Origin of the sequence: Flavobacterium circumlabens, from assembly GCF_004345565.1 — a bacterium.
Lineage (GTDB): Bacteria > Bacteroidota > Bacteroidia > Flavobacteriales > Flavobacteriaceae > Flavobacterium > Flavobacterium circumlabens.
Map to the genome: position 1 here is coordinate 18,579 of NZ_SLWA01000001.1, position 21,539 is coordinate 40,117.

A 21,539-nucleotide genomic window follows, 5' to 3' on the forward strand; every position below is an offset into this window, starting at 1 on the left:
ATGTGCTTTTTCAAGTAATTTAACAATTATGTTCCGCTATTACAATAACTTAACTTTATCCGTTAGGCATTTGGCTGTTTCTCGTCAAAATTTACCATCCAGCCTACACCAAACTTGTCTTTAAACATTCCGAAATAAGCGCCCCAAAAGGTATCATTCATAGGCATTTCGACTTCACCTCCAGCTGAAAGTCCGTTGAAGATTTTGTCTGCCTCTTCTCTGCTATCTGTATTGATGGAAATTGAAAAATTATCGCCAATACGCAGATTTCCAAATTTTGGATGACTGTCACTTCCCATTAGAATTGTATTACCAATTGGCAGGGAAACATGCATAATTCTGTTTCCGTCTTCTTCAGCCATTTTGTTGCTATCATCTTCTTCCGGTATGTCTTTGAACTTGCCGATATACGGAAATTCACCTCCAAAAACTGATTTATAAAATAAGAATGCTTCTTCACAATTCCCGTTAAAAAGCAAATAAGGATTTATTGCTGCCATACTATTTTGTTTTTTGTTGTTTCTATATTCTATTCTCTCTACTCTATCCACATATCTCCTCCGCTAGTTCTCTCACTGTTTGCATCTTTAATTTTCTTGGGGTAATTTGCTAAAATCCATATATAAAACATTCCAGCGATGTCCGTCTAAATCGGCAAAAGCAGCACCATACATCCAGCCCTGACTTTCGGCAGGAGGCGCAAAAACAGTACCACCGGCTTTTGTTACTTTCTCCATCAATTCATCTACTTCTGCTGCACTTTCAGCATCAATCGAAATCAGGACTTCTGAACTTGATTGCGTATCTGTAATTTTGTTTTTAGAAAAGCTTTCAAACAAAGTGTCTTCAAAAAGCATTACTACAAAATTTCCTTCGCCTACCAACATACAAGTTGAGTTGGGTGTGTCGTGCTGTTCATTAAAAGAAAAACCTATTTTCCAAAAAAAGTCTTTCGCTTTTGCCACATTTTTAACGGGCAGATTCAACCAGATTTGTTTCGCCATTTTATTTCTTTTTAAATTAATAAACCCTGTAAGTTAAATAAGATAATTAAACTTTACCCGAGAAATTTATCTCTTGCAAAGTCTCTGCGTGTTTTTATTCCAATTCAATGTTTCCAAAAGAAAATAAACCTTTGTCACTTTGAACTTTCAAAAAACTAATTTTTTTCTACATAACTTTTAAAATTATCCAGAATCGCCTGCCAGCCACAGCGCTGCATTTCTTCCGGATTTTGTGTTTCGGGATCAAAACTTTCTATTACTTCTACTCCGTTTGGAGTTGCTTCAAAACTAATTTCGACCTTACGGCCATCGGCCATTACATATTCTATGGCTTCATTTTGCTTTATTAAAGTATATTCCCCTTCAAAATCAAAACTCATACTGCCGTCTTTTGCTGCCATAGTCGATTTGAATTTTCCTCCTTCTCTTAAATCATTTTCTGCATAAGGCGTATGCCAGTCCGGTGAAGCGAAACTCCATTTTGTAATATGTTCCGGTAGTGTCCAGAATTCCCAAACTTTCTCTATTGCCGCATTGATTGTGTTTTGTACTTTGATCATTCTATATTTATTTAAGATTACTATTTTTTATACTTGTTGTTTAAAAACTTTCAACATAATTTTTAAAATTAGCCATAACTCCTTTTAAAAATTGCTCCTGCATTGCATCCGAATTGTCTTTTTCAGGTTCAAATGTTTCAGAAATTTTCACATTGTTGCCCTCAATTTCAAAACAAACTGTTCCTGTTCTGTTATCCAGAAGTTTATATGCTATCAATGCATGCTTTTCAACTTTAGTGTAGGTCCCCTCAAAATCAAACCCCATGCTGCCGTCTTTTGTTCCCATGGTGTATTTGAATTTTCCTCCCACTTTTAAATCATTTTCCGCATACGGATTATGCCAGTCTGGTGAAGGTATATTCCAATTGATAATATGTTCCGGCAAGATCCAGAAATTCCAAACGGTATCGATGGATGCCTTAATCGTGTTTTGCACTGTTATCATCTTTATATTTTTAACGCTGTTTATAGCTTATCATTAACTCATTTCCGGAATCTGACTTTCATCCATAAAGAAAATTTCCCAATGATGTCCGTCTGTATCCAGAAAAGTACGTTGATACATCCAGCCATAATCTTTTGTCGTCCTGTATTCTGAGCCCCCGGCTTTAATCACCTTTGCAATCATTTCATCAACCTTATCACGAGTTTCAAGTGAAATTGAAATCAGTACCTCGCTGGTCGTGTCCGTATTGCAAATTTCTTTATGGGTAAAAGTTTGGTAAAACTCTTCAACCAAAAGCACTGCATTTATATTTTCGCCAATCACCAGACAAGTTCCTTTCTCATTTGTAAATTTTGAATTGAATGAAAAGCCCAGTTGAGTGAAAAATGCGATTGAACGATTTAAATCTTTTACAGGAAGATTTAAGAATATTTTTGTTTCCATATCTATAAAATTACAAATTATTTAAAACAAATGTAAAATATTACAAAAAGCATAATACTACAATAGAAGTCAACTTTAGGGTCATTTAAGACAAATTTTATATTTTTGTAAGGAATTTAATTTCCCAAAAAAGAAGAACCATGAGCAAAAAAACAGGTTTAATTGTGCCGCATGACTATAAATTACTAAGCATTGCAGCAATTTTAGAAGTTTTTGAAACGGCTAATAAATTGTATAAAGGAGCTGAAAAACCCTTTGACATTATGGTTTTTCAATCGTCAGAACAGATGAATCAGGAACAATTATTTGGATATACGGTCAATTCAATAGAAACTTCCAATCTGGAACTGGATTTGATTTTGATTCCGGCTTTCACCACAGATGATATGAGTGAGATGATTGCAAAGAACAAAAAATTTATTCCATGGTTGCAGAAACAACATAAGGCCGGAGCTGAATTGGCCAGTTTTTGTACGGGTGCCTTTTTATTTGCGGCTTCGGGTTTATTAAATGAAAAACTGGCCACCACCCACGTTGATGCCTGCAGCGCTTTTACGAAAGCATTTCCACTCGTTAAATTAAAATCAGAAGAAACTTTAACCGCCGATGGAAGTCTTTACACCAGTGGCGGATCGACCTCCACCTTTCATTTACTGATTCTATTGGTGCAGAAATATTGCGGAAATGAAATTGCCGTTCAGATCGCCAAGATTTTCTCTATTGATTTAAACCGTTACAAACAGAGTTATTTCAGCACTTTCAGACCCAATCATTTACACAATGATACTTTGGTAGCCATGTTGCAGCAAAAAATAGAGAATCAGTACAGTACCATCGAAAAATTAGAAGAAATCACTAAAGACATTCCGACCAGTACCCGAAATATGACGAGACGTTTTAAACAGGTTACCGGAATTCCCCCAATAGAATATTTACAAAATATCAGAGTCGAAAGTTCTAAAAAATACCTGGAACAAACCCAGCTTTCTATTTCTGAAATCATTGAAAAAACGGGATATAATGATCCGAAAGCATTTAGAAAAGTATTCTATAAAATGGTTGGCATGAAACCGATTGAATATAGAGAGAAATTTAGAGTGCAATAAATAAATCCCAGCGATAAGCCGGGATTATGATTTAATTATTTGATTTAGTCTTCTTTCTTAAAAATTTAATTAGTAGGTATATCAGATAGATAATTAAAAGCAATCCAATAATGTTTATGACTTGCCATAGAAGTACACTCCGGTCTAAGTCTTTAATCGTTTCATTCATCATTTAAAATTTTAGTACTTACAAAAGTAAGGAACCGCATCGGGAAAAATAAAGGGATAATAAAAAAACCTGTTCAAATAAATGAACAGGTTTTAAATATTAAAATCAATTGCTAATTAAGAAGCAATTTCCATACGCTTCAACAAGTTTTTATTTAAAGTATGTTTTGCATAATCTTTATCGATTGTCAGTACTTTATCGTCTGAACTTGGTAATTCGTACATGGCATCTGTTAAGATTGCTTCACATAAGGAACGCAATCCACGAGCTCCTAGTTTGTATTCCAGGGCTTTGTCTACAATAAAATCTAAAGCTTCATCCGTAATGCTGAATTCTACTTCATCCATCAAAAATAACTTCTGATATTGTTTGATTAAGGCATTTTTCGGCTGCGTTAAGATCGCACGCAAAGTTTCTCTGTCTAAAGGATCCATGTGCGTAAGAACCGGCAAACGACCAATAATCTCCGGAATCAGTCCGAAATCTTTGATATCTTTCGGGATGATGTATTGCAATAAATTGTCTTTGTCTATGTTGTCTACATTTTTAGAAGTAGAATAACCCACTGCCTGACGGTTTAAACGTTTAGAAATAATACGTTCTACTCCATCAAAAGCACCACCGGCAATAAACAAAATATTCTGAGTATTAACCTCAACAAATTTCTGGTCCGGGTGTTTACGTCCTCCTTTTGGTGGTACGTTTACAACAGTTCCTTCTAATAATTTCAACAATGCCTGCTGTACTCCTTCTCCGGAAACGTCACGTGTAATGGATGGATTATCGCTCTTACGGGCGATTTTATCAATTTCATCAATAAAAACGATTCCTCTTTCTGCTTTGGCTACATCGTAATCGGCTGCCTGAAGTAAACGAGTCAAAATACTTTCGACATCTTCTCCCACATATCCGGCTTCTGTCAATACAGTCGCATCTACAATGGCCAAAGGAACGTCTAACATTTTGGCGATTGTTTTTGCTACCAGTGTTTTTCCAGTTCCGGTCTGACCCACCATAATGATGTTACTTTTCTCAATCTCTACTTCGTCGTCTAGTTGCTGTTGCATCAAACGTTTGTAGTGATTGTAAACCGCCACTGACATTACTTTTTTAGTCTGATCCTGACCAATAACATATTGATCTAAGAAAGCCCTGATTTCTTTTGGTTTCTTTAAAATTAAGTCCCCAACCAGTTTTGAGCTTCCACTTGATTTTAATTCTTCTAATACAATTCCGTGTGCCTGCTCAATACACTTATCACATATATGTGCATTGATGCCTGCAATCAATAAATTGGTTTCTGGCTTTTTCCTTCCACAAAACGAACATTCTAATACTACTTTAGCCATTCTTTTTTAGTTACTAAGCTGCAAAGTTACTAAGTTTCTAAGATTTATCAATACAACCTTAAAAACTTAGCAACCTCTTAACTTTTTATTTTTTTACATTCTTTCTTTAAATTTCAAAGTGACAAATTAGAAACCTCAGGACCTTAGTCCCTTTGCAACTTTGAACCTTAAAAAATTATCCTCTTCTCAACACTTCATCAATCATTCCGTACTCTTTAGCTTCGTCAGCTTTCATCCAGTAATCACGTTCACTGTCTTTGTGCACTCTTTCAAAAGATTGTCCTGAATGTTGTGAAATGATGTTGTATAATTCATCTTTCAGTTTCAACATTTCGCGTAAGTTGATTTCCATGTCAGTTGCAACTCCCTGAGCTCCTCCTGATGGCTGGTGAATCATTACTCTTGAATGTGGTAAAGCGGAACGTTTTCCTGCAGCACCTGCACATAATAAAACGGCTCCCATAGAAGCTGCCATTCCGGTGCAGATTGTCGCTACATCCGGTTTGATGTATTGCATGGTGTCATAAATTCCTAATCCTGCGTAAACACTTCCTCCCGGAGAGTTTAAATAAATCTGAATATCTTTTGAAGCATCAGCACTTTCCAAGAAAAGTAATTGTGCCTGAACGATATTCGCGATCTGATCGTCAATACCTGTTCCTAAGAAGATAATTCTGTCCATCATTAATCTTGAAAACACGTCTAATTGAGAAATATTCAACTGACGCTCTTCGATAATATATGGAGTCATATTAGTCGGGTTCATTGCAGCTACGATTTTGTCATAGTACATTGCGTTTACTCCCTGGTGCTTTGTAGCAAATTTTTTGAATTCTTTACCGTAGTTCATATTTTAAGTGTTCTAAGTTTTACGTTATGTCTATACATTCCCCATCAAAGGTTATACCTCTTTCTAAAGGATGTCAATTTGTCTTATTTTTGTTTTAAAAGTTTCAGGTTTCAAGTTTCAGGTTTCTTCACGTGCGTTCCAATAAAAACTTGAAACCTGAAACCTGAAATAAAAAATAAAAACAAAAAAATGAGCGTCAGGAAAAAAATCTCCTGACGCTCAAATATACTTATTTTTTTAGAAATTATTCTCCGTAAGACGCAGCAATAAATTCGTCGTAAGTTACTTCTTTCGTTGTTGGATTTGCTTTTTCTTTAAACACCTCTAACAATTTTTCAGCTACAACCTGCTCAGAAAGTCTTTTTACTTCTTCCTGATTAGATAAAACTCTGGCCACGATTCCCTGTACTTCTTCATCAGTTGGATTTGTTTGTCCAAATTGAGCCATTTGTTGTCTGATTGATTTTGATGTAAAAGCTTTCAGGTCTTCAAATGTAATCTGGATATTACTCTGCGCCATTGCTTTTCCTTCGATTAATTGAAAACGTAATCCTTTTTCAGATCTTGCGTATTCAACTTCAGCTTCTTCTGCAGAAAGTTTTTTCTCTCCAACCGTTTGCAGCCATTTTTTAAGGAATGCAGCCGGTAAATCAAATTTAGTACTTTCGATCAGGAAGTCCTGAACGTCTAATAATAATTTCTGATCTGCCTGTTGCGCGAACTGAGCTTCAGCATCTTCTTTAATTTTAGCTTTCAAATCTTCAAGAGAAGCTACTTTTCCTTCTCCAAAAAGTTTATCGAATAACTCTTGGTTTAATTCTGCCAATTCAGCACCGTTGATTGCTTCGATAGTAAAGTCTACTTCGATATCTAAACCGTGAACATCATCATGACCTACTTTTAGGTAATCCATTAATTGGTGATCATCTTCGAATAAACCTTTAGTACTTACTTTAACTACATCTCCCACTTTTTTACCGATGAATTGATCACCTGCTTTTTTGTTGAATGTAGTAACTGAAATTGTAGTGGTATTGTTGATACCGTTTTCTTCGTTTGAGAAAGTTCCTGTCAAATCAGAATCTGCAGCAACCACTTCTTGTGGAATTGGTTTCCCGAATTGTTTCTGGATACGCTCTACTTGTCCGTCGATTAATTTATCATCAGCCGTAACGATATATTTTACGATATCATTTTTAGCTTCTAAATTAATTTCGAAGTTTGGCACTAAACCAATTTCGTATTCGAAAGTTAGTTCTTCAGCATCCCAGTCAAAGTTTTCGTTTTCTTTTGCAAGAGGAGTTCCCAAAAGATTTAATCTTTCAGACTGAACAAAACGCTCTAAAGCCAAATCAACTACTTTTTTTACTTCTTCCTGTTTAATCGCTTTTCCGTATTGTTTTTCAACAAGGTCTTTAGGTACCTGACCTTTTCTAAAACCCTTAACGGTAGCCAAAGGCATTTTTTCGTTTATTCTTTTTGCTACCTGACCTTTATAATCCATGTGAACAACTGTCATTACAATCGTTTCATTCACAGCGTCTGTTGCTATTCTTTTAATATCCATCTTCTTCTTTAATTTACATAATAAAATTGGGTTGCAAAATTATAAAATTTTTGCAACCCAACCAAGTTTTTAATCTATTGTATTTGAAGGAGTTTTTCTCCCGTTTTTAATTTTGATTTATTTATCGTCCCCTACTATTTTATAAGTAATAGACTGAAGTACAGACAATATAACACTAAATATTAATGCTGTCCAGAATGAATCAACCGCAAAACCTCCAACAATATGGGTACAAAGCAAAATAATGATTGCATTAATTACTAATAAAAATAAGCCCAGCGTAATAACTGTTACCGGCAATGTCAGGATAACTAATATTGGTTTTATAAAAATATTAAGCAATCCTAAAACCACTGCAACAATTACAGCTGTACCAAAACTGGCAACGTGAACGCCTGACAATACATTAGCGATTAACAAAACTAAAGCTGCTGTAACGAGGAGTCTTAGTAATAATTTCATATTTTTTTGATTTAAAGTTTCAATAAATGTAATGAATTTTATAATTATCCACCACTGCATTGTTATTTTTGCCACAGATTATAAGGATCTTCTCAGATTAAGATTTAAGCATTTTGAAAAAAATCACGCCAATCCTTATAATCTGTGGCAAAAAAACTAAATTAATTATTCTTTTAAAAACGCAGTAGTTAATTCAAAAAACATTTTAGGATTTTCGGCATGAAGCCAGTGTCCCGCATTTGGAATGGTTTCGAACTTCACATCCGGAAAATGCTGGCGTATCGCATCAAAATCCGAATCTAAGATATATCCGGAATTTCCACCGCGGATAAACAATGTTGGCTGATTGAAAACTAAATTGTCTGCCAGAGGTTTTCCAATTTCGTCCAGATTATTATTAAAAACGGCCAAATTAAAGCGGAATGCCAATTGTCCCGGTTCCTGCCAATATAAATTCTTTAGTAAAAACTGACGGGTTCCAAAATCAGGAACATATTGTGCTACAATTTCCTCAACATCATTACGGCTTGGTTTTACCGAAAAATCAACAGCATTAAGGCCTGCCAAAATATCCTGATGGTGCTGTTTGTAAAACTTCGGACCAATATCTGCCACAATTAACTTATCTGCTATTTCAGGATAAGTCGTTGCAAAAAGCATCGCTACTTTTCCGCCCATCGAATGCCCCAGTATATCTATCTTATTTAATTGATTGGCCTGACAATACTCGAATACGTCTTTTGCCATGGCTTCATATGTAAATTCATCCGAATGAAAACTACGCCCATGGTTTCGCAAATCTAAAACATGAACCTGAAAACCTGCTTCTGCATATTGTGCGGCAAGTGTTTTCCAATTATCTGACATTCCAAGAAAACCGTGCATGATGATGAATGGCTTTCCTTCACCTTCTATTTTTGAGTATAACATTTATCGTTTGTTTTAAATATTACAAAGGTAAAAAACTTATTTATCAATTTATTGCAGAATAATATCCTGACCAACAACTTTAGACTTAAATTATTAAAAAAAAGTTTACATTTTTACGGGTTCCCGTATAGAAAAATAAATCCATAATAGTACCTTGCGGCTTTAAAAATCAAACCAAATCCTTTGATTTATTTAATTAATTTAAACCTTGATCATGATTAAAAAAATTGTTTTAATGTCTTTAGTTCTTTCACAGCTTGCAATCTCTTGTTCCAGCGATGACAGTAACGACGAAATCACACCGGAAACAGAGCAAACTCTGGCTGAACAGATTGCAAATATCGTTAAACAGCCTTACTCTAAATTAACACCTACTGAACAAAAAACAAAACTAGAAGTAGAAGCCAATGAAATGTTAGTTCAGCTAGACAAATCAAAAACTTCCGGAGCAATTGAGGCCATACAAAATTTAGGTCGTTTATTCAGCCTGAAACACATTGATCTTTTTGATGGAAAAACGGACAATGGAGTGGAAGAAGTTTTAAACATTTCAGGAGTTTATGGGATCTATACCTGGAATAACGCACAGAAAAACTGGACAAAAACAGCTTCAACGACTGAATTGAAATTCGTTTTTCCTGCTAAGGAATCACAAACGGCAAACAACGCTGTATTATCTTCTAAAAGCACGTCTTCTGACATAAAATTTAAAAACATAGATACTTACAGCCAATGGGTTTACAATCCTGAAACAGGACAAGGAAGCTATACTGAATCTATAAATGACTGGTTCTTTTTACCGACTTCTGTAGATGCTGTTTTAACAATCGACGGTACTCAGTCTGCAACTCTGGCTTCAACTGCCAAATATTCAACTGTAAACAAATCTCCGGAAGAATTCACGTATAAAGTAACTTTAAACGATGGATACACTTGGGAAATGAGTGGTAAAAAAGGAACTGAAACAACTGCAAAAGCTGCTTTTACTTTTAACGGAAAAAATTTAATTGAATTTAATTCGGGCAGCACAGCACAAATTGATGCTCTGATTGACAACGATGAAATTGCAGCTTATAAAGGAAAAGCAAATGGTCTGATCAAAATAATGGATAATTTTATCATTGTTACCGAAATGGATCTTGCTACCGCAGCAGCTGATGATATTGCATTAGCTAAAAGCGTAACGTATCCTGTTCATCCTGATTACGAAAAAGCTAACAGTGACTTTAAAGCGTATTATACTGCTATTAATACCTACAATCAGAAATATGCTGCAGGTACTGCTGCTAATTTCAATAAAAACATGAAATTAATTTTAGTTTCTAAAAAAGACGGAACTAAGATAGCCGATATCGTTCAACATGAAGAAAAAGGACATGCCTATAATTTTAACTTACCGGTTTGGAATGCTGAATATGAGTATTGGCAATCAGGTCAAGGGGAATCATTTACACAACAGTATTATGATGAGATCTCTTATTTAAAATTCAATGACAATACCGAAGTAGCAATGAGTGTTTACTTCTCATCAGGATTTGAAAATTTAGAAACTAAATTCGAGGATTTCGCAAAATCTTTTAAAAAGTAATAAGCGATACCATTTTACAGAGAGCCGATTTGAAATATTCAAATCGGCTCTTATTTTTTTGAAGGTGTTTTAACTATTATGGTGCTGTGTCCGTATCCGGCCCAAATACCAATACCTCCCTTTATATTCGATTTCAAACTGGTATTAGAAGGATAAATTGGATTTTTGCTGTTGACAATCTCATTTTGCCAGCTGTTCCAGAAATCTAAGGCATCTTTGTTTTGAGTTCTTAATTTTACAAAAATTACATCTCCGTCTGCAAAGTAAGGAGTGAATTTGGCTCTCGGAAAAAGCAAAACGCCTCTGTTAACCTGCATTGAAACCGATGCTTCCTGAAAGTTTCTATCATCTAAATTTCCGTAAAATGCCGGAACAAAAATGGCTTCTTTTCCATCGATTTTTGTAGCCACCTGATAATAATTCTTTTCTGCCACAGGATCATCAAATTTCACAAAAACATAACCTGTTGTATCAGCCGGATTCTTTTTTACATACGCTGCGCTTTTTAGCGTGACACTTTTTGGTATTGTTGTTTTTGCTTCTACTATACGATTTAAATATTCTATTTTTAACGAATACTCTTTTCCTGCCTCGCCTTTTAACGTGGAGCCAAAATAGACAAAGGGAGGTATTCTGTCTTTATCATTTTTTACTCTTAAAACTTCAGAAGTCTGCCCGTCAGAAATTGTGATTTTGGCTGATCGTATCACGTGATTTAAAACATTGGCCGAATCAATAACATTTGTAACAGGAATGCTGCTCGATAAGAAAACCTGCGCAAAATCGCCTTCCTCAATCCAGCCTTCGACTACAATTTTAGACTCCACATTATCTTGTTTAACAAAATCATCACCCGAACAACTTATTGTCAGTACCACCAAAAGCAATAAAAAACCTTTTTTCATTTGTTAAAATTTAAACCTCCAGCTTATGGAAGGCAATATTCGATATAAAACCTTTTTTTCCTGTTTTACAATCACACTGCTCTTATCCTCGTTGACCTGAACATTGAGTACTACATAAACCGGATTTTCTATATTAAAAGTATTGTAAATTGAAAAATTAAGTGCGCTTTCTTTCTTATTTGTTTTTAGGAAAAAGTAATTGACCGAAAGATCTGTCCGAATATAATTGGGCATCTGCGCGTTATTATATTCTGAATATTCCTTGACAGGATTATTATTTACAAAATACCAAGAGGTCGGCATTGTAAAACGACTGCCTGAACTGAATATCTGAGTCAGGCCAAAATTCCATTTTGCATTTAAGTCGTACATCCCAACCAAAGAAAGATTATGGCGTCGGTCGTATTTTGCAAAATAAGTATTCCCATTATTGAGTCCGTCAAAATTCCGATCCGACCAGCTTAATGTGTAACTCAGCCAGCCATTCAGTTTTCCGTTGTTTTTTCGCAACATCATTTCAAGACCATAGGCTTTTCCTTTTCCTCTCAGCAAATCATTTTCAAGAGTAGTAGTTTCATTAAACTGCGTTACGCCGTAAGGGTATTCGAGTAAATCTTTCATAGAGCGGTAAAACCCTCCAAAAGAGGAAACTATATTTTTCGAAATATTCTGAGCAGAACCAACCGAAAACTCATTTGAAGATTGTGGTTTTATTCCGTTTGAACTGGCAATCCAAAAATCTGTCGGAATCCCAACGCTTGAAGTAGTGATCAAACTTAAATACTGATATTGTCTGTTGTAGGAGGCATAAAAAGAATAGCGGTCATTCGCTATATAATTCAACAGAACACGAGGCTGAAAATGAAGATAGGAATCTACTTTGCCGGAAGTATAATAATTGATTCGAAGACCTAACTCGGCATTTAAATGATCCGTCAACTTTGGTTTTATCGTCGTAAAGACCGCTGCTTCATTAGCATTAATTTTATTATTCCGGGTACTATTATTTGCATCGGTCAGGTTTTCAACATTCACTTTTTGAGGCTGTAAATTATGATAAACATATTGTAAACCTGATTCAAATACAATATTTTTAAAGGAATAACGAACTGAATTGTTAAATCCAAAATCCTTTACATAAGACGAAACCCCAAACTGAATTGTGGCCTGCTCCATCTGCAAATCATTTGAATAGTGACTAAAATAAACCGAATTGGTCATATTTACATCAGGAGAAATCGTAGTTGCCAGAGTAGGAGAAACGGTAAAGTTGCTCCACTTTAAATTTGTTTTTAAAATAAGATTATCATCCTTAATTTTCAACTCATCACCACTAACGAATGCAGCAACAGAAAAAAGGTTTTTTTCAGAAAGCCGAGATACAAAAGTCATATTCGCGTCTGAAAATCCGTATTTCATATCCTGGACATCATTATTTTCGGAACCTGCTTTTATAAAGGGCCCAACAACTTCATCTATATATGTTTTTCTTCCGGAAATATAAAACCCGGACTTTCCGGTTAATGGAACAGACAGTGTTAACTGAGAAGCTAAGATTCCTAGATTTCCCTGCACCGCAAATTCTGAAGGCACTTTTTTAAACGGAACCAATAACGTAGTAGAACTAAGTCTTCCGCCATATTTTGCATTGGAACTCGACTTATCAAATTCAACTTCTTTAATATGATCGGTATTATAAAAAGGAAAAACACCCAATAAATGTGACATTCCATAAACCGGAGTTCCATCATACAATATCGCATTGTGCCCGGGATCTCCTCCCCTGACATATAAATATCCGTTGGCGTCACCTGAGTTTTGTACTCCCGGTGTTAATTGCAGCAGTTTAATAATATCTGTGGTTCCCAAAAGTGTGGGTACAGATGATAATTCTTTTAGATTAAAGACTAATTTGCCGCCTGATAAGGTTTTAATGCCCTTTTTATTATCATTATCAATTACCACTTCTTTTAAAAAAGAAATATCTTTTTCCAGAACAATTGAAATTACAGTATCTTTTACAAGATCGAAAAAAAGGTCTTTTTGGATGTAACCTGCCGGGTTGACGGTCATTTTTATTTTCCCTAAAACAATGCTTTCCGAAAAATGACCCAGCGTATCGGTTATGGTGGAATAGTGAAGATTATTTACTGTAAAGGAAATATTTATCCCTCCCAAATTTTCATTTTCAGAAGATTTTATATTTCCGGTTATTACAGCCTTTGTTTGCGCAAACAAACCGGAAAGGCAGCATAAGAAAAAGAAAATTATAGATTTCAACACTTCATTTTAATAAGAAAAGCGCGAAAGTAAACAATTATAACCCAATTACATCAGGTTATAATTGTTTTAATTTTAGATTTATTTTAGTTTTTGCAGGTACATATTCACCACATTATCCAGACCCAGATAAAGGGCCTCTGAAATTAAAGCATGCCCGATAGAAACCTCTAATAATCCCGGAATATTTTGTTTAAAAAACTGAATATTATCCAGACTTAAATCATGACCTGCATTAATTCCCAAGCCTAATTCGTTTGCTAATTCCGCCGCTTTCACATAAGGATCAATTCCGTTTTTATTTCCCAGGTCATATTCGTGTGCAAAAGCTTCCGTATATAATTCGATTCTTTCGGTGCCGGTTTTTTTTGCTCCTTCAATCATTTCTAAAACCGGATCAACAAAAATCGAAGTTCGGATTCCGTTACGCTGAAATTCCCGGATAACTTCACTTAAATAAGATTGATTTTTCAGGGTATCCCAACCTGCAGAAGATGTAATAGCTCCTATGGCATCCGGAACCAATGTAACCTGTGTCGGCTTGCATTCTAAAACCAGATCGATAAAATTATGCTGCGGATTTCCCTCTATATTGTATTCGGTATGCACGATGGCTTTTAAATCACGAGCATCCTGATAACGAATATGACGTTCATCCGGACGTGGATGAATCGTGATTCCCTGTCCTCCAAAATTCTGGATATCTGTTGCTACTTTCAACAAATCAGGAACATTTCCACCACGCGCATTTCTCAGTGTTGCAATTTTATTGATATTTACACTTAATTTTGTCATATAAATAGATAATTAATTCTAGTAACATTATATTTGTTACCACAAAAATACAAAGTAAAACGTAGCAGTTTTTGCTATTTTTTGATTATTTTGCGTTAAATATCTACAACTGATTTATGACAGAAATTACCAACTATATCACAAACGATTTTCGAGCAATCGACAGCCAGGAAACGATAGCGTCGGTTCAGGACTTTTTTGCCGACGTAAGTTTTTCACATTTTCCGGTTTTAGAAGATGGCATTTTCATCGGAAGCATCGCGGCCGATGATGTTGAAACTTTTGATACAGACAAGAAAGCTATCGATTACAAATATACCTTAGAACGTTTTTTTGCACGAAAATCTATGATCTGGCTAGATCTTTTAGAAGTTTTTGCTAAAAATCATACCAATACTATTCCTGTTCTGGACGAAAATAACAGCTATATCGGCTATTACGAAATGGAAGATATTATGAAGTTTTTTAAGGACACTCCATTTTTAAAAGAACAAGGCGGCATCATTATCGTTCAAAAAGGGATTGTTGACTATTCCATGAGCCAGATAACGCAGATTGTAGAAAGCAATAACGGCAAAATTTTAGGCTGTTTTATCTCCGAAGCTGATATGGAAAACGTTCAGATTACCGTCAAAATCGGATTGGGCGCCATGAACGAAATCATTCAGACTTTCAGAAGATATAATTACGAAATTGTCTCTGAACATCAGGAAGATACCTATATCAACAGCTTAAAAGAGCGCTCTGATTATTTAGACAAATACCTTAATATATAAAATTAGAAAATTAGATAATGAGTCAATTGAATAATTCCTGAATGAACGACACATTATCCAATTATCCAATTGACTCATTATCTAACTGCAAAAAATGAAAGTAGCCATTTACGGACAATATTATCAAAACAGTACCGAGCCTATCATAAAAGATATTTTCTCGTTTTTCCATTCGAATAATGTTGAAATGGTAATTGAAGAAAATTTCCTGAAAATGCTTTATGAAAAGCAACTCGTTAAAAATGACTACGATACTTTTTCACCGAGCACCTCCTTAGATGATAGCTTTGAAATGTTGATTAGTATTGGCGGTGACGGAACTATTTTGAGAGCGGCCACGCTGGTTCGTAATTCAGGCGTTCCTATTTTAGGAATTAATGCAGGAAGACTTGGTTTTCTGGCTACCGTACAAAAAGAAAATATTGATATTTTTTTACAATTCGTAATTGACAAAAACTACACTACATCAGAAAGAACCTTATTGAGTTTAACTTGTGAGCCGGAAAATGACGCTATTGCAGAGATGAATTTTGCGATGAACGAGGTAACTGTAAGCAGAAAAGACACCACTTCGATGATTACTGTAGAAACGTACCTGAACAACGAATATTTAAATTCTTACTGGGCTGACGGCTTAATTATCTCAACACCAACAGGATCTACGGGATACTCCTTAAGCTGCGGAGGCCCGTTATTAACGCCTGATGTAAAAAGCCTGGTCATCACGCCAATTGCCCCTCATAATTTAACCGCAAGACCACTTGTTATTCCGGATGATACAGAAGTAAAACTTCGCGTTTCGGGAAGAGAAGACCAGTATTTGGTTTCACTGGACTCCAGAATTTCTTCTGTAAAAAACGAATCCATCCTGACGATTAAAAAAACGGATTTTAAAATAAAAATGGTTGAGATTCCGGGCGAAACTTTCCTGAAAACCTTAAGAAACAAATTGCTTTGGGGAGAAGATAAGAGAAATTAATCTTTTTTCTGATTCACTGCTATACGATTATAGCACTTTTTCCCGTTCTGCCTGTATCGAATCTTCATTAAATGTCTCAAAATCATAATGTAAATTGAAAAAAAAGCACATTTAACTAAACAAACGTTGATTCGTATTGATAATTATTATATTTGCACGCAATTTTTAATTAAATGAAGAAAATTTTTAATTTATTGTTATGTTTTTTCCCCTTCATCACACTGAACGCTCAAATCAATGAGATCGGTGTTTTTCTTGGCGGAAGTAACTTTGTAGGTGACGTAGGGAATACATCATATGTTTCTCCTGACAAGCCGGCCTTTGGTATTTTGTATAAGTGGAACAGAAGCCCCCGTCATGCGTATCGCTTCTCTTACACACAATCAAGTGTTATCGGAAACGATCTTGATTCGGAAGAAACAGGACGAAGCAGAAGAGGTTATAAATTTAAAAATAATATTAAGGAGCTTTCTGCCGGCTTAGAATTTAATTTTTTCGATTTTAATCTTCATGATTATCATCCGAAAATTACACCTTATATATATTCAGGTTTAAGTTTCTTTACTTATGATGAATTACACGTATTGGGAGGACAGACTATAAAGGATAAAAATTCGAATTCTTTTGCTATACCTATTATATTAGGAATAAAATCGAATGTAACTCCTCATTTAGTTTTAGGAGCTGAAGTTGGTGCACGCTACACGTTTACGGATAATATTGACGGAAGCAATCCGGACAATGGAAATTTAGCCGTCTTACGTTTTGGAAATTTAAATAATAATGACTGGTATGTCTTTTCAGGTATCACTTTAACTTATACCTTTGGACAAAAACCTTGCTATTGCGCAGAATAATAAAATGAACTTACTAGACTCTATAGATCAAACAAATTTACCCAAACATCTGGCCATTATCATGGACGGAAACGGTCGTTGGGCAAAACAACAAGGTTTTTTAAGAGCCTTTGGCCATGAAAATGGAACAAAATCTGTAAAAAAAACGATTACCACTTGTGCTAAGCTTGGCATAGAGTATTTAACCCTATATGCTTTTTCAACAGAAAACTGGAATCGCCCAAAACTCGAAGTCGAAGCTTTGATGAAAATCCTAATCAATTCCTTAAAAAAAGAACTGGTTACTTTACAGAAAAACAACATCAAACTTAACGCAATTGGAAATCTTGACAAATTACCCAAATCGGCTCAAAAAGAGCTTTTGGATGTTATCGAGAAAACAAAAAACAATACACGTCTTACGCTAACTCTGGCTTTAAGTTACGGATCACGCGAAGAATTGGTAAATGCCGTGAGAATCATCAGTGATAAAGTTAAAAATAATATAATTTCAATAGACACTATTGACGATTCAATTATAAATGAGCATCTTTACACGCAAAATTTACCAGACGTAGATTTATTAATACGAACCAGTGGAGAACATAGAATAAGTAACTTTTTGCTGTGGCAGATTGCCTATGCAGAATTATATTTTACTAATGTGTTGTGGCCAGACTTTAAAGATCAAGATTTATATGAGGCTATTATTAGTTATCAAAAAAGAGAACGTAGATTTGGAAAAACCAGTGAACAAATTAAATAATTTTTTAGTGTTACAAAAAAGAATAAAAATAGTCCTTACCCTACTTGTTTTGGGTAGTTTTTCACAAATAAAAGCACAAGAAAAAGTTCCTTTTGATCAGGGAAAAAAATATATTCTTGCTAAAGTCTCTGTTGTTGGTAAAATAAGCTTCAATGAGCAAACTGTTGTTACTTTTTCCGGTCTTCAGAAAGGACAGGAAATAACTGTTCCGGGAGAAGAAATTAGTAGCGCGATTAAAAAATTAGGCAAACTTGGCCTTTTTGATGAAATTGCTTTTTATGTAAACAGAGTCGAGAATGACAGTGTTTACTTAGACCTTGATATTGTTGAGCTTCCGAAACTAAATGAAGTTAAATTTGTTGGTATCAAAAAGAGTAAAGTAGAAGGACTGATTAAGGATAACAATTTAACGAAAAGTAAAATTGTAAACGAAAACTTAATTACAACCACCAAAAATTACATCGAGAATAAATACAAAAAAGATGGCTTTTACAACACCAAAGTAACCATAACAACTACTCCGGATACAACTGCAGGAAATCAGGTGAATATGCTTGTCAGGGTAGACAAAGGTGACAAGGTAAAAATCAGCAGTATCGATTTCATAGGCAATACGCAACTTACTGATAACAAGCTAAGAGCAGCCATGAAGGATACGAAGCAAAAAAACGTATTTCGTGTTTTAAAATCTTCCAAATTCATTCCTGAAAAATACAAAACTGACTTAGAAAAAGTAATTGCGACTTATAAGGAAAAAGGATATCGAGATGCCCGTATTATTTATGATTCTGTTACTTACAACAAGGAAAAAAACATGCTTGCCATTAAAATTAAAATGGAAGAAGGCAATAAATACTACTTCGGAAATATTAAATTTTTAGGAAATACGGTTTACTCTGACCAGTTACTGAATCGTTATTTAGGTATTAAAAAAGGAGAAGTTTACAACGGTGTCCTTCTTGAAAAAAGAATTGCAGATAAATCAAAACCGGATGCAGAAGATATTACCAATTTATATCAAAACAACGGTTATTTATTCTCGAACATCAATGCTGTCGAAGTAAAAACAGTAAATGATACCATTGACTTTGAAATTAGAGTTACTGAAGGGCCAATTGCCTATTTCAATAAGATAACGGTTGTTGGAAACGACAAAACAAATGATCATGTTATTTACCGTGAGTTAAGAACCAAACCAGGTGAAAAATACAGTAAAGAGCAATTAGTAAGAACAATTCGTGAAATTGGACAATTAGGATTCTTTGATCCTGAAGCAATCGATCCGAAATTCAAAAATGTAGATGCCGGTGCAGGAACTGTTGACATCGAATACAATGTTGTTGAAAAAGGATCCAGTCAGGTTGAACTTCAGGGAGGTTACGGCGGTGGCGGTTTCATTGGAACTTTGGGACTTTCGTTCAATAATTTTTCTGCAAGGAATATATTCAATAAAGAATCATACAAACCATTACCTATGGGAGATGGTCAAAAAGTTTCACTTCGTTTACAAGGAAGTACCTACTTTCAAACGTATAGTGTATCGTTCTCGGAACCATGGTTTGGAGGAAAAAAACCGGTTCAATTTAGTTCTTCTATATCGTACAGTAAACAATACTTAAACAATTATGTTACAAGAGACGTAGATAAAAGCAAGAGTTTTAACATCTTAACCTTACAGGTTGGTTTAGCTAAAAGACTTACCGTGCCGGATGATTACTTCGTATTATCACAATCGATAAGTTATCAGCATTATGACCTGAACAATTATAATACAGGATTGTTTACCTTTGGTAATGGAGCGTCAAGAAATTTAGCGTACACTATCGGACTTTCAAGAAGTAATAAAGGGGTTAACCCGATATTCCCAACTTATGGGTCGGAGTTTAGTATTTCTGCAAAAGTTACCCCTCCGTATTCATTATTTAATGGTATTGATTATTCAAAACTGGGTGACCAGAAAGAATATAAAAGAACCGCTGAAGCAGATGCCACACAAGGTGATGCAAACGGTATAGTGATCAGAAAAGGGGATTATCTTGATGCAAACGGAAATAAAGTAAATACGTATCAGGAGGCAGCAGCAGATCCTGCTAAAGTAGATCAGAAAAAATACAACTGGTTAGAATATTATAAAGTTAAATTCAAAGCAGACTGGTACACAAAAGTATATGGTAAATTAGTTTTAAGAACACTGACCGAATTTGGTTTCTTAGGGGCTTATGATCAGTCAAGAGGTGTAGTACCATTCGAGCGTTTCTATTTAGGTGGTGACGGTATGGCCAACTATTCAATGGATGGTAGAGAGACTATTCAGTTGAGAGGTTATCCAAACAATTCATTGACACCAATTATTGAAGACAAAACAGATTCGAGATACGGGCAGCAAATTGGGGCAACAATTTATAATAAATTCTCAATGGAGTTACGTTATCCAATTACGTTAAAATCATCAGCGTCTATTTATGCCCTGACGTTTTTAGAAGCAGGTTCATCCTATCCAACGTTCAAGGATTACAATCCATTTGACCTGAACCGTTCAGCGGGTGTTGGTTTACGTGTATTTATGCCTGCATTTGGATTATTGGGTATTGATTTCGGTTATGGTTTCGATGCTTTACCAGGATCTGTTACGAATAAAGCAAATGGTTGGGAAACACACTTTATCATTGGACAACAATTTTAGAGAATTAACGTTTGGTTAAAAATCATCAAATAAAGTTATGTTATGAGAAGACAATTTTTATTTATATTTTTAGCCTTGATTGTAGCTAATACAAGTCAGGCACAGACAAGATCGACAAGGATTGGTTACATAGATATGGAATATATCTTAGAAAATGTCTCTGACTATAAAGAAGCAACAGCACAATTAGAGTTAAAAGCTCAAAAATGGAAACAAGAAATTGAAGGCAAAAAATTAGAAATCAATACGCTTAAGGAAAGTCTTAAAGCTGAAAAAGCATTATTGACCAAAGAGCTGATTGACGAAAGAGAAACGGAGATTAAATTTCTGGAAACAGAAATGTTAGATTATCAGCAAAAGCAATTTGGGGCTGATGGAAATTTAATTCGTCATAAAATGGCTTTGGCAAAACCAATTCAGGATCAGGTTTTTACAGCGGTTCAGGATATTGCAGAAGCTAAAAATTATGATTTTGTTTTTGATAAATCTGCAGATTTGACAATGCTTTTCAGTAATAAAAGGTTTGACATCAGCGATCAGGTGATACGTGTCTTAAACAGAACCGATAAACGGGAACAATTGACTAAAAAACAATTGAAACAGCAGGAGGCAAAAGAAAATATTGAAAATGCCATTGATGAAAATCCTGCAATGAAAGACAGGCAGAAAGTATTAGATGACAGAAAAGCGGCCAGGGAAAAATTAATCGAGGACAGAAAACTCGAACAGGAAGCAAAGAAAAAAGAATACGACGATAAGAGAAAAGCAATAGCGGCAGAAAGAGAAGCCAAAAAAAATGGCACGGTTTCTGAACCTGCTAAAACAGATGGCACCACTGCTAAACCGGGTGAGGCCACAGAACCAAAAACAACAACCGGAGAGCCGGCAGCTGCTACTCCAAGTAAAGCAGAAGAAAGACAAAAACTTTTCGAGCAGCGTAAAAAGGAATTGGAAGAGAGGAAAAAGAAAATTTTAGAAGAAAGAGAAGCGGCTAAAAAAGCAAAAGAAGCTGAAACACAAAAAACAAATACGACCAATAATTAAT

General features: G+C 35.0%; 21 protein-coding genes. 8 read left to right on the plus strand and 13 right to left on the minus strand.

What is annotated here, in order from left to right; translation table 11 throughout:
• Nucleotides 1-62 precede the first annotated feature (62 nt).
• The 5 genes from EV142_RS00075 to EV142_RS00095 all read right to left on the minus strand — a co-directional run bounded on the left by EV142_RS00075 (nucleotide 63) and on the right by EV142_RS00095 (nucleotide 2,453).
• Nucleotides 63-500 carry a VOC family protein gene (locus EV142_RS00075; protein WP_132031528.1) on the minus strand — a complete coding sequence of 146 codons (438 nt, stop codon included), beginning with the start codon at nucleotides 498-500 and terminating at the stop codon, nucleotides 63-65.
• Nucleotides 501-587: 87 nt separating this feature from the next.
• The gene (locus EV142_RS00080) at nucleotides 588-1,004 is read right to left on the minus strand and encodes a VOC family protein (RefSeq protein ID WP_132031530.1); all 417 of its coding nucleotides are present in this window, start codon (nucleotides 1,002-1,004) and stop codon (nucleotides 588-590) included.
• A 155-nt stretch (nucleotides 1,005-1,159) separates the two neighbouring features.
• Nucleotides 1,160-1,564, minus strand: a complete 405-nt coding sequence (locus tag EV142_RS00085; RefSeq protein WP_132031532.1) for an SRPBCC family protein — start codon at nucleotides 1,562-1,564, stop codon at nucleotides 1,160-1,162.
• A gap of 40 nt (nucleotides 1,565-1,604) precedes the next feature.
• A complete protein-coding gene (locus tag EV142_RS00090) occupies nucleotides 1,605-2,009 on the minus strand; it encodes an SRPBCC domain-containing protein (protein WP_132031534.1) in 405 nt (134 codons plus the stop codon).
• Between the two features lie 33 nt (nucleotides 2,010-2,042).
• Nucleotides 2,043-2,453 (minus strand): VOC family protein, encoded by a 411-nt coding sequence (locus tag EV142_RS00095; RefSeq protein WP_132031536.1) that lies wholly within the window; start codon nucleotides 2,451-2,453, stop codon nucleotides 2,043-2,045.
• A gap of 140 nt (nucleotides 2,454-2,593) precedes the next feature.
• Between EV142_RS00095 and EV142_RS00100 the strand changes: the two genes are divergently transcribed.
• Nucleotides 2,594-3,559 (plus strand): GlxA family transcriptional regulator, encoded by a 966-nt coding sequence (locus tag EV142_RS00100; protein WP_132031538.1) that lies wholly within the window; start codon nucleotides 2,594-2,596, stop codon nucleotides 3,557-3,559.
• 285 nt (nucleotides 3,560-3,844) lie between these two features.
• On the opposite strand, the gene clpX is transcribed toward EV142_RS00100, so the two are convergent.
• From clpX to EV142_RS00125, 5 genes are all read right to left on the minus strand, one after another.
• Nucleotides 3,845-5,077, minus strand: a complete 1,233-nt coding sequence (clpX, locus tag EV142_RS00105; RefSeq protein ID WP_132031540.1) for an ATP-dependent Clp protease ATP-binding subunit ClpX — start codon at nucleotides 5,075-5,077, stop codon at nucleotides 3,845-3,847.
• A 175-nt stretch (nucleotides 5,078-5,252) separates the two neighbouring features.
• Nucleotides 5,253-5,927 carry an ATP-dependent Clp endopeptidase proteolytic subunit ClpP gene (gene clpP / locus EV142_RS00110; RefSeq protein ID WP_132031542.1) on the minus strand — a complete coding sequence of 225 codons (675 nt, stop codon included), beginning with the start codon at nucleotides 5,925-5,927 and terminating at the stop codon, nucleotides 5,253-5,255.
• 244 nt (nucleotides 5,928-6,171) lie between these two features.
• Nucleotides 6,172-7,494, minus strand: coding sequence for a trigger factor (locus EV142_RS00115; RefSeq protein ID WP_132031544.1), 1,323 nt, complete (start codon nucleotides 7,492-7,494; stop codon nucleotides 6,172-6,174).
• A gap of 117 nt (nucleotides 7,495-7,611) precedes the next feature.
• Nucleotides 7,612-7,956 carry a phage holin family protein gene (locus EV142_RS00120; RefSeq protein WP_132031546.1) on the minus strand — a complete coding sequence of 115 codons (345 nt, stop codon included), beginning with the start codon at nucleotides 7,954-7,956 and terminating at the stop codon, nucleotides 7,612-7,614.
• A gap of 165 nt (nucleotides 7,957-8,121) precedes the next feature.
• Nucleotides 8,122-8,886 carry an alpha/beta fold hydrolase gene (locus EV142_RS00125; protein ID WP_132031548.1) on the minus strand — a complete coding sequence of 255 codons (765 nt, stop codon included), beginning with the start codon at nucleotides 8,884-8,886 and terminating at the stop codon, nucleotides 8,122-8,124.
• Nucleotides 8,887-9,100: 214 nt separating this feature from the next.
• Between EV142_RS00125 and EV142_RS00130 the strand changes: the two genes are divergently transcribed.
• Nucleotides 9,101-10,474 carry a hypothetical protein gene (locus tag EV142_RS00130; protein ID WP_132031550.1) on the plus strand — a complete coding sequence of 458 codons (1,374 nt, stop codon included), beginning with the start codon at nucleotides 9,101-9,103 and terminating at the stop codon, nucleotides 10,472-10,474.
• Between the two features lie 50 nt (nucleotides 10,475-10,524).
• On the opposite strand, the gene EV142_RS00135 is transcribed toward EV142_RS00130, so the two are convergent.
• From EV142_RS00135 to EV142_RS00145, 3 genes are all read right to left on the minus strand, one after another.
• Nucleotides 10,525-11,379 (minus strand): DUF4249 domain-containing protein, encoded by an 855-nt coding sequence (locus EV142_RS00135; RefSeq protein WP_132031552.1) that lies wholly within the window; start codon nucleotides 11,377-11,379, stop codon nucleotides 10,525-10,527.
• A gap of 3 nt (nucleotides 11,380-11,382) precedes the next feature.
• Nucleotides 11,383-13,662 (minus strand): TonB-dependent receptor plug domain-containing protein, encoded by a 2,280-nt coding sequence (locus tag EV142_RS00140; protein WP_132031554.1) that lies wholly within the window; start codon nucleotides 13,660-13,662, stop codon nucleotides 11,383-11,385.
• Between the two features lie 78 nt (nucleotides 13,663-13,740).
• Complete coding sequence (locus tag EV142_RS00145; protein ID WP_132031556.1) at nucleotides 13,741-14,454, minus strand: pyridoxine 5'-phosphate synthase; 714 nt, start codon at nucleotides 14,452-14,454, stop codon at nucleotides 13,741-13,743.
• A 116-nt stretch (nucleotides 14,455-14,570) separates the two neighbouring features.
• Here EV142_RS00145 and EV142_RS00150 point away from each other — a divergent pair, with 116 nt between their 5' ends.
• The 6 genes from EV142_RS00150 to EV142_RS00175 all read left to right on the plus strand — a co-directional run bounded on the left by EV142_RS00150 (nucleotide 14,571) and on the right by EV142_RS00175 (nucleotide 21,538).
• The gene (locus EV142_RS00150; RefSeq protein WP_132031558.1) at nucleotides 14,571-15,230 is read left to right on the plus strand and encodes a CBS domain-containing protein; all 660 of its coding nucleotides are present in this window, start codon (nucleotides 14,571-14,573) and stop codon (nucleotides 15,228-15,230) included.
• A 94-nt stretch (nucleotides 15,231-15,324) separates the two neighbouring features.
• Nucleotides 15,325-16,209: an NAD kinase gene (locus tag EV142_RS00155; protein ID WP_132031560.1), complete on the plus strand. Its 885-nt coding sequence runs from the start codon at nucleotides 15,325-15,327 to the stop codon at nucleotides 16,207-16,209.
• A 173-nt stretch (nucleotides 16,210-16,382) separates the two neighbouring features.
• Nucleotides 16,383-17,066: a type IX secretion system protein PorG gene (gene porG / locus EV142_RS00160; RefSeq protein ID WP_132031562.1), complete on the plus strand. Its 684-nt coding sequence runs from the start codon at nucleotides 16,383-16,385 to the stop codon at nucleotides 17,064-17,066.
• A gap of 4 nt (nucleotides 17,067-17,070) precedes the next feature.
• On the plus strand, nucleotides 17,071-17,811 hold the full coding sequence (locus tag EV142_RS00165; protein WP_132031564.1) for an isoprenyl transferase: 741 nt from the start codon (nucleotides 17,071-17,073) through the stop codon (nucleotides 17,809-17,811).
• Nucleotides 17,744-20,494, plus strand: coding sequence for a BamA/OMP85 family outer membrane protein (locus tag EV142_RS00170; protein WP_132031566.1), 2,751 nt, complete (start codon nucleotides 17,744-17,746; stop codon nucleotides 20,492-20,494). Before EV142_RS00165 ends, EV142_RS00170 begins: the two co-directional genes overlap by 68 nt.
• 42 nt (nucleotides 20,495-20,536) lie before the next feature.
• On the plus strand, nucleotides 20,537-21,538 hold the full coding sequence (locus tag EV142_RS00175; protein WP_132031568.1) for an OmpH family outer membrane protein: 1,002 nt from the start codon (nucleotides 20,537-20,539) through the stop codon (nucleotides 21,536-21,538).
• Nucleotide 21,539: the final 1 nt, after the last annotated feature.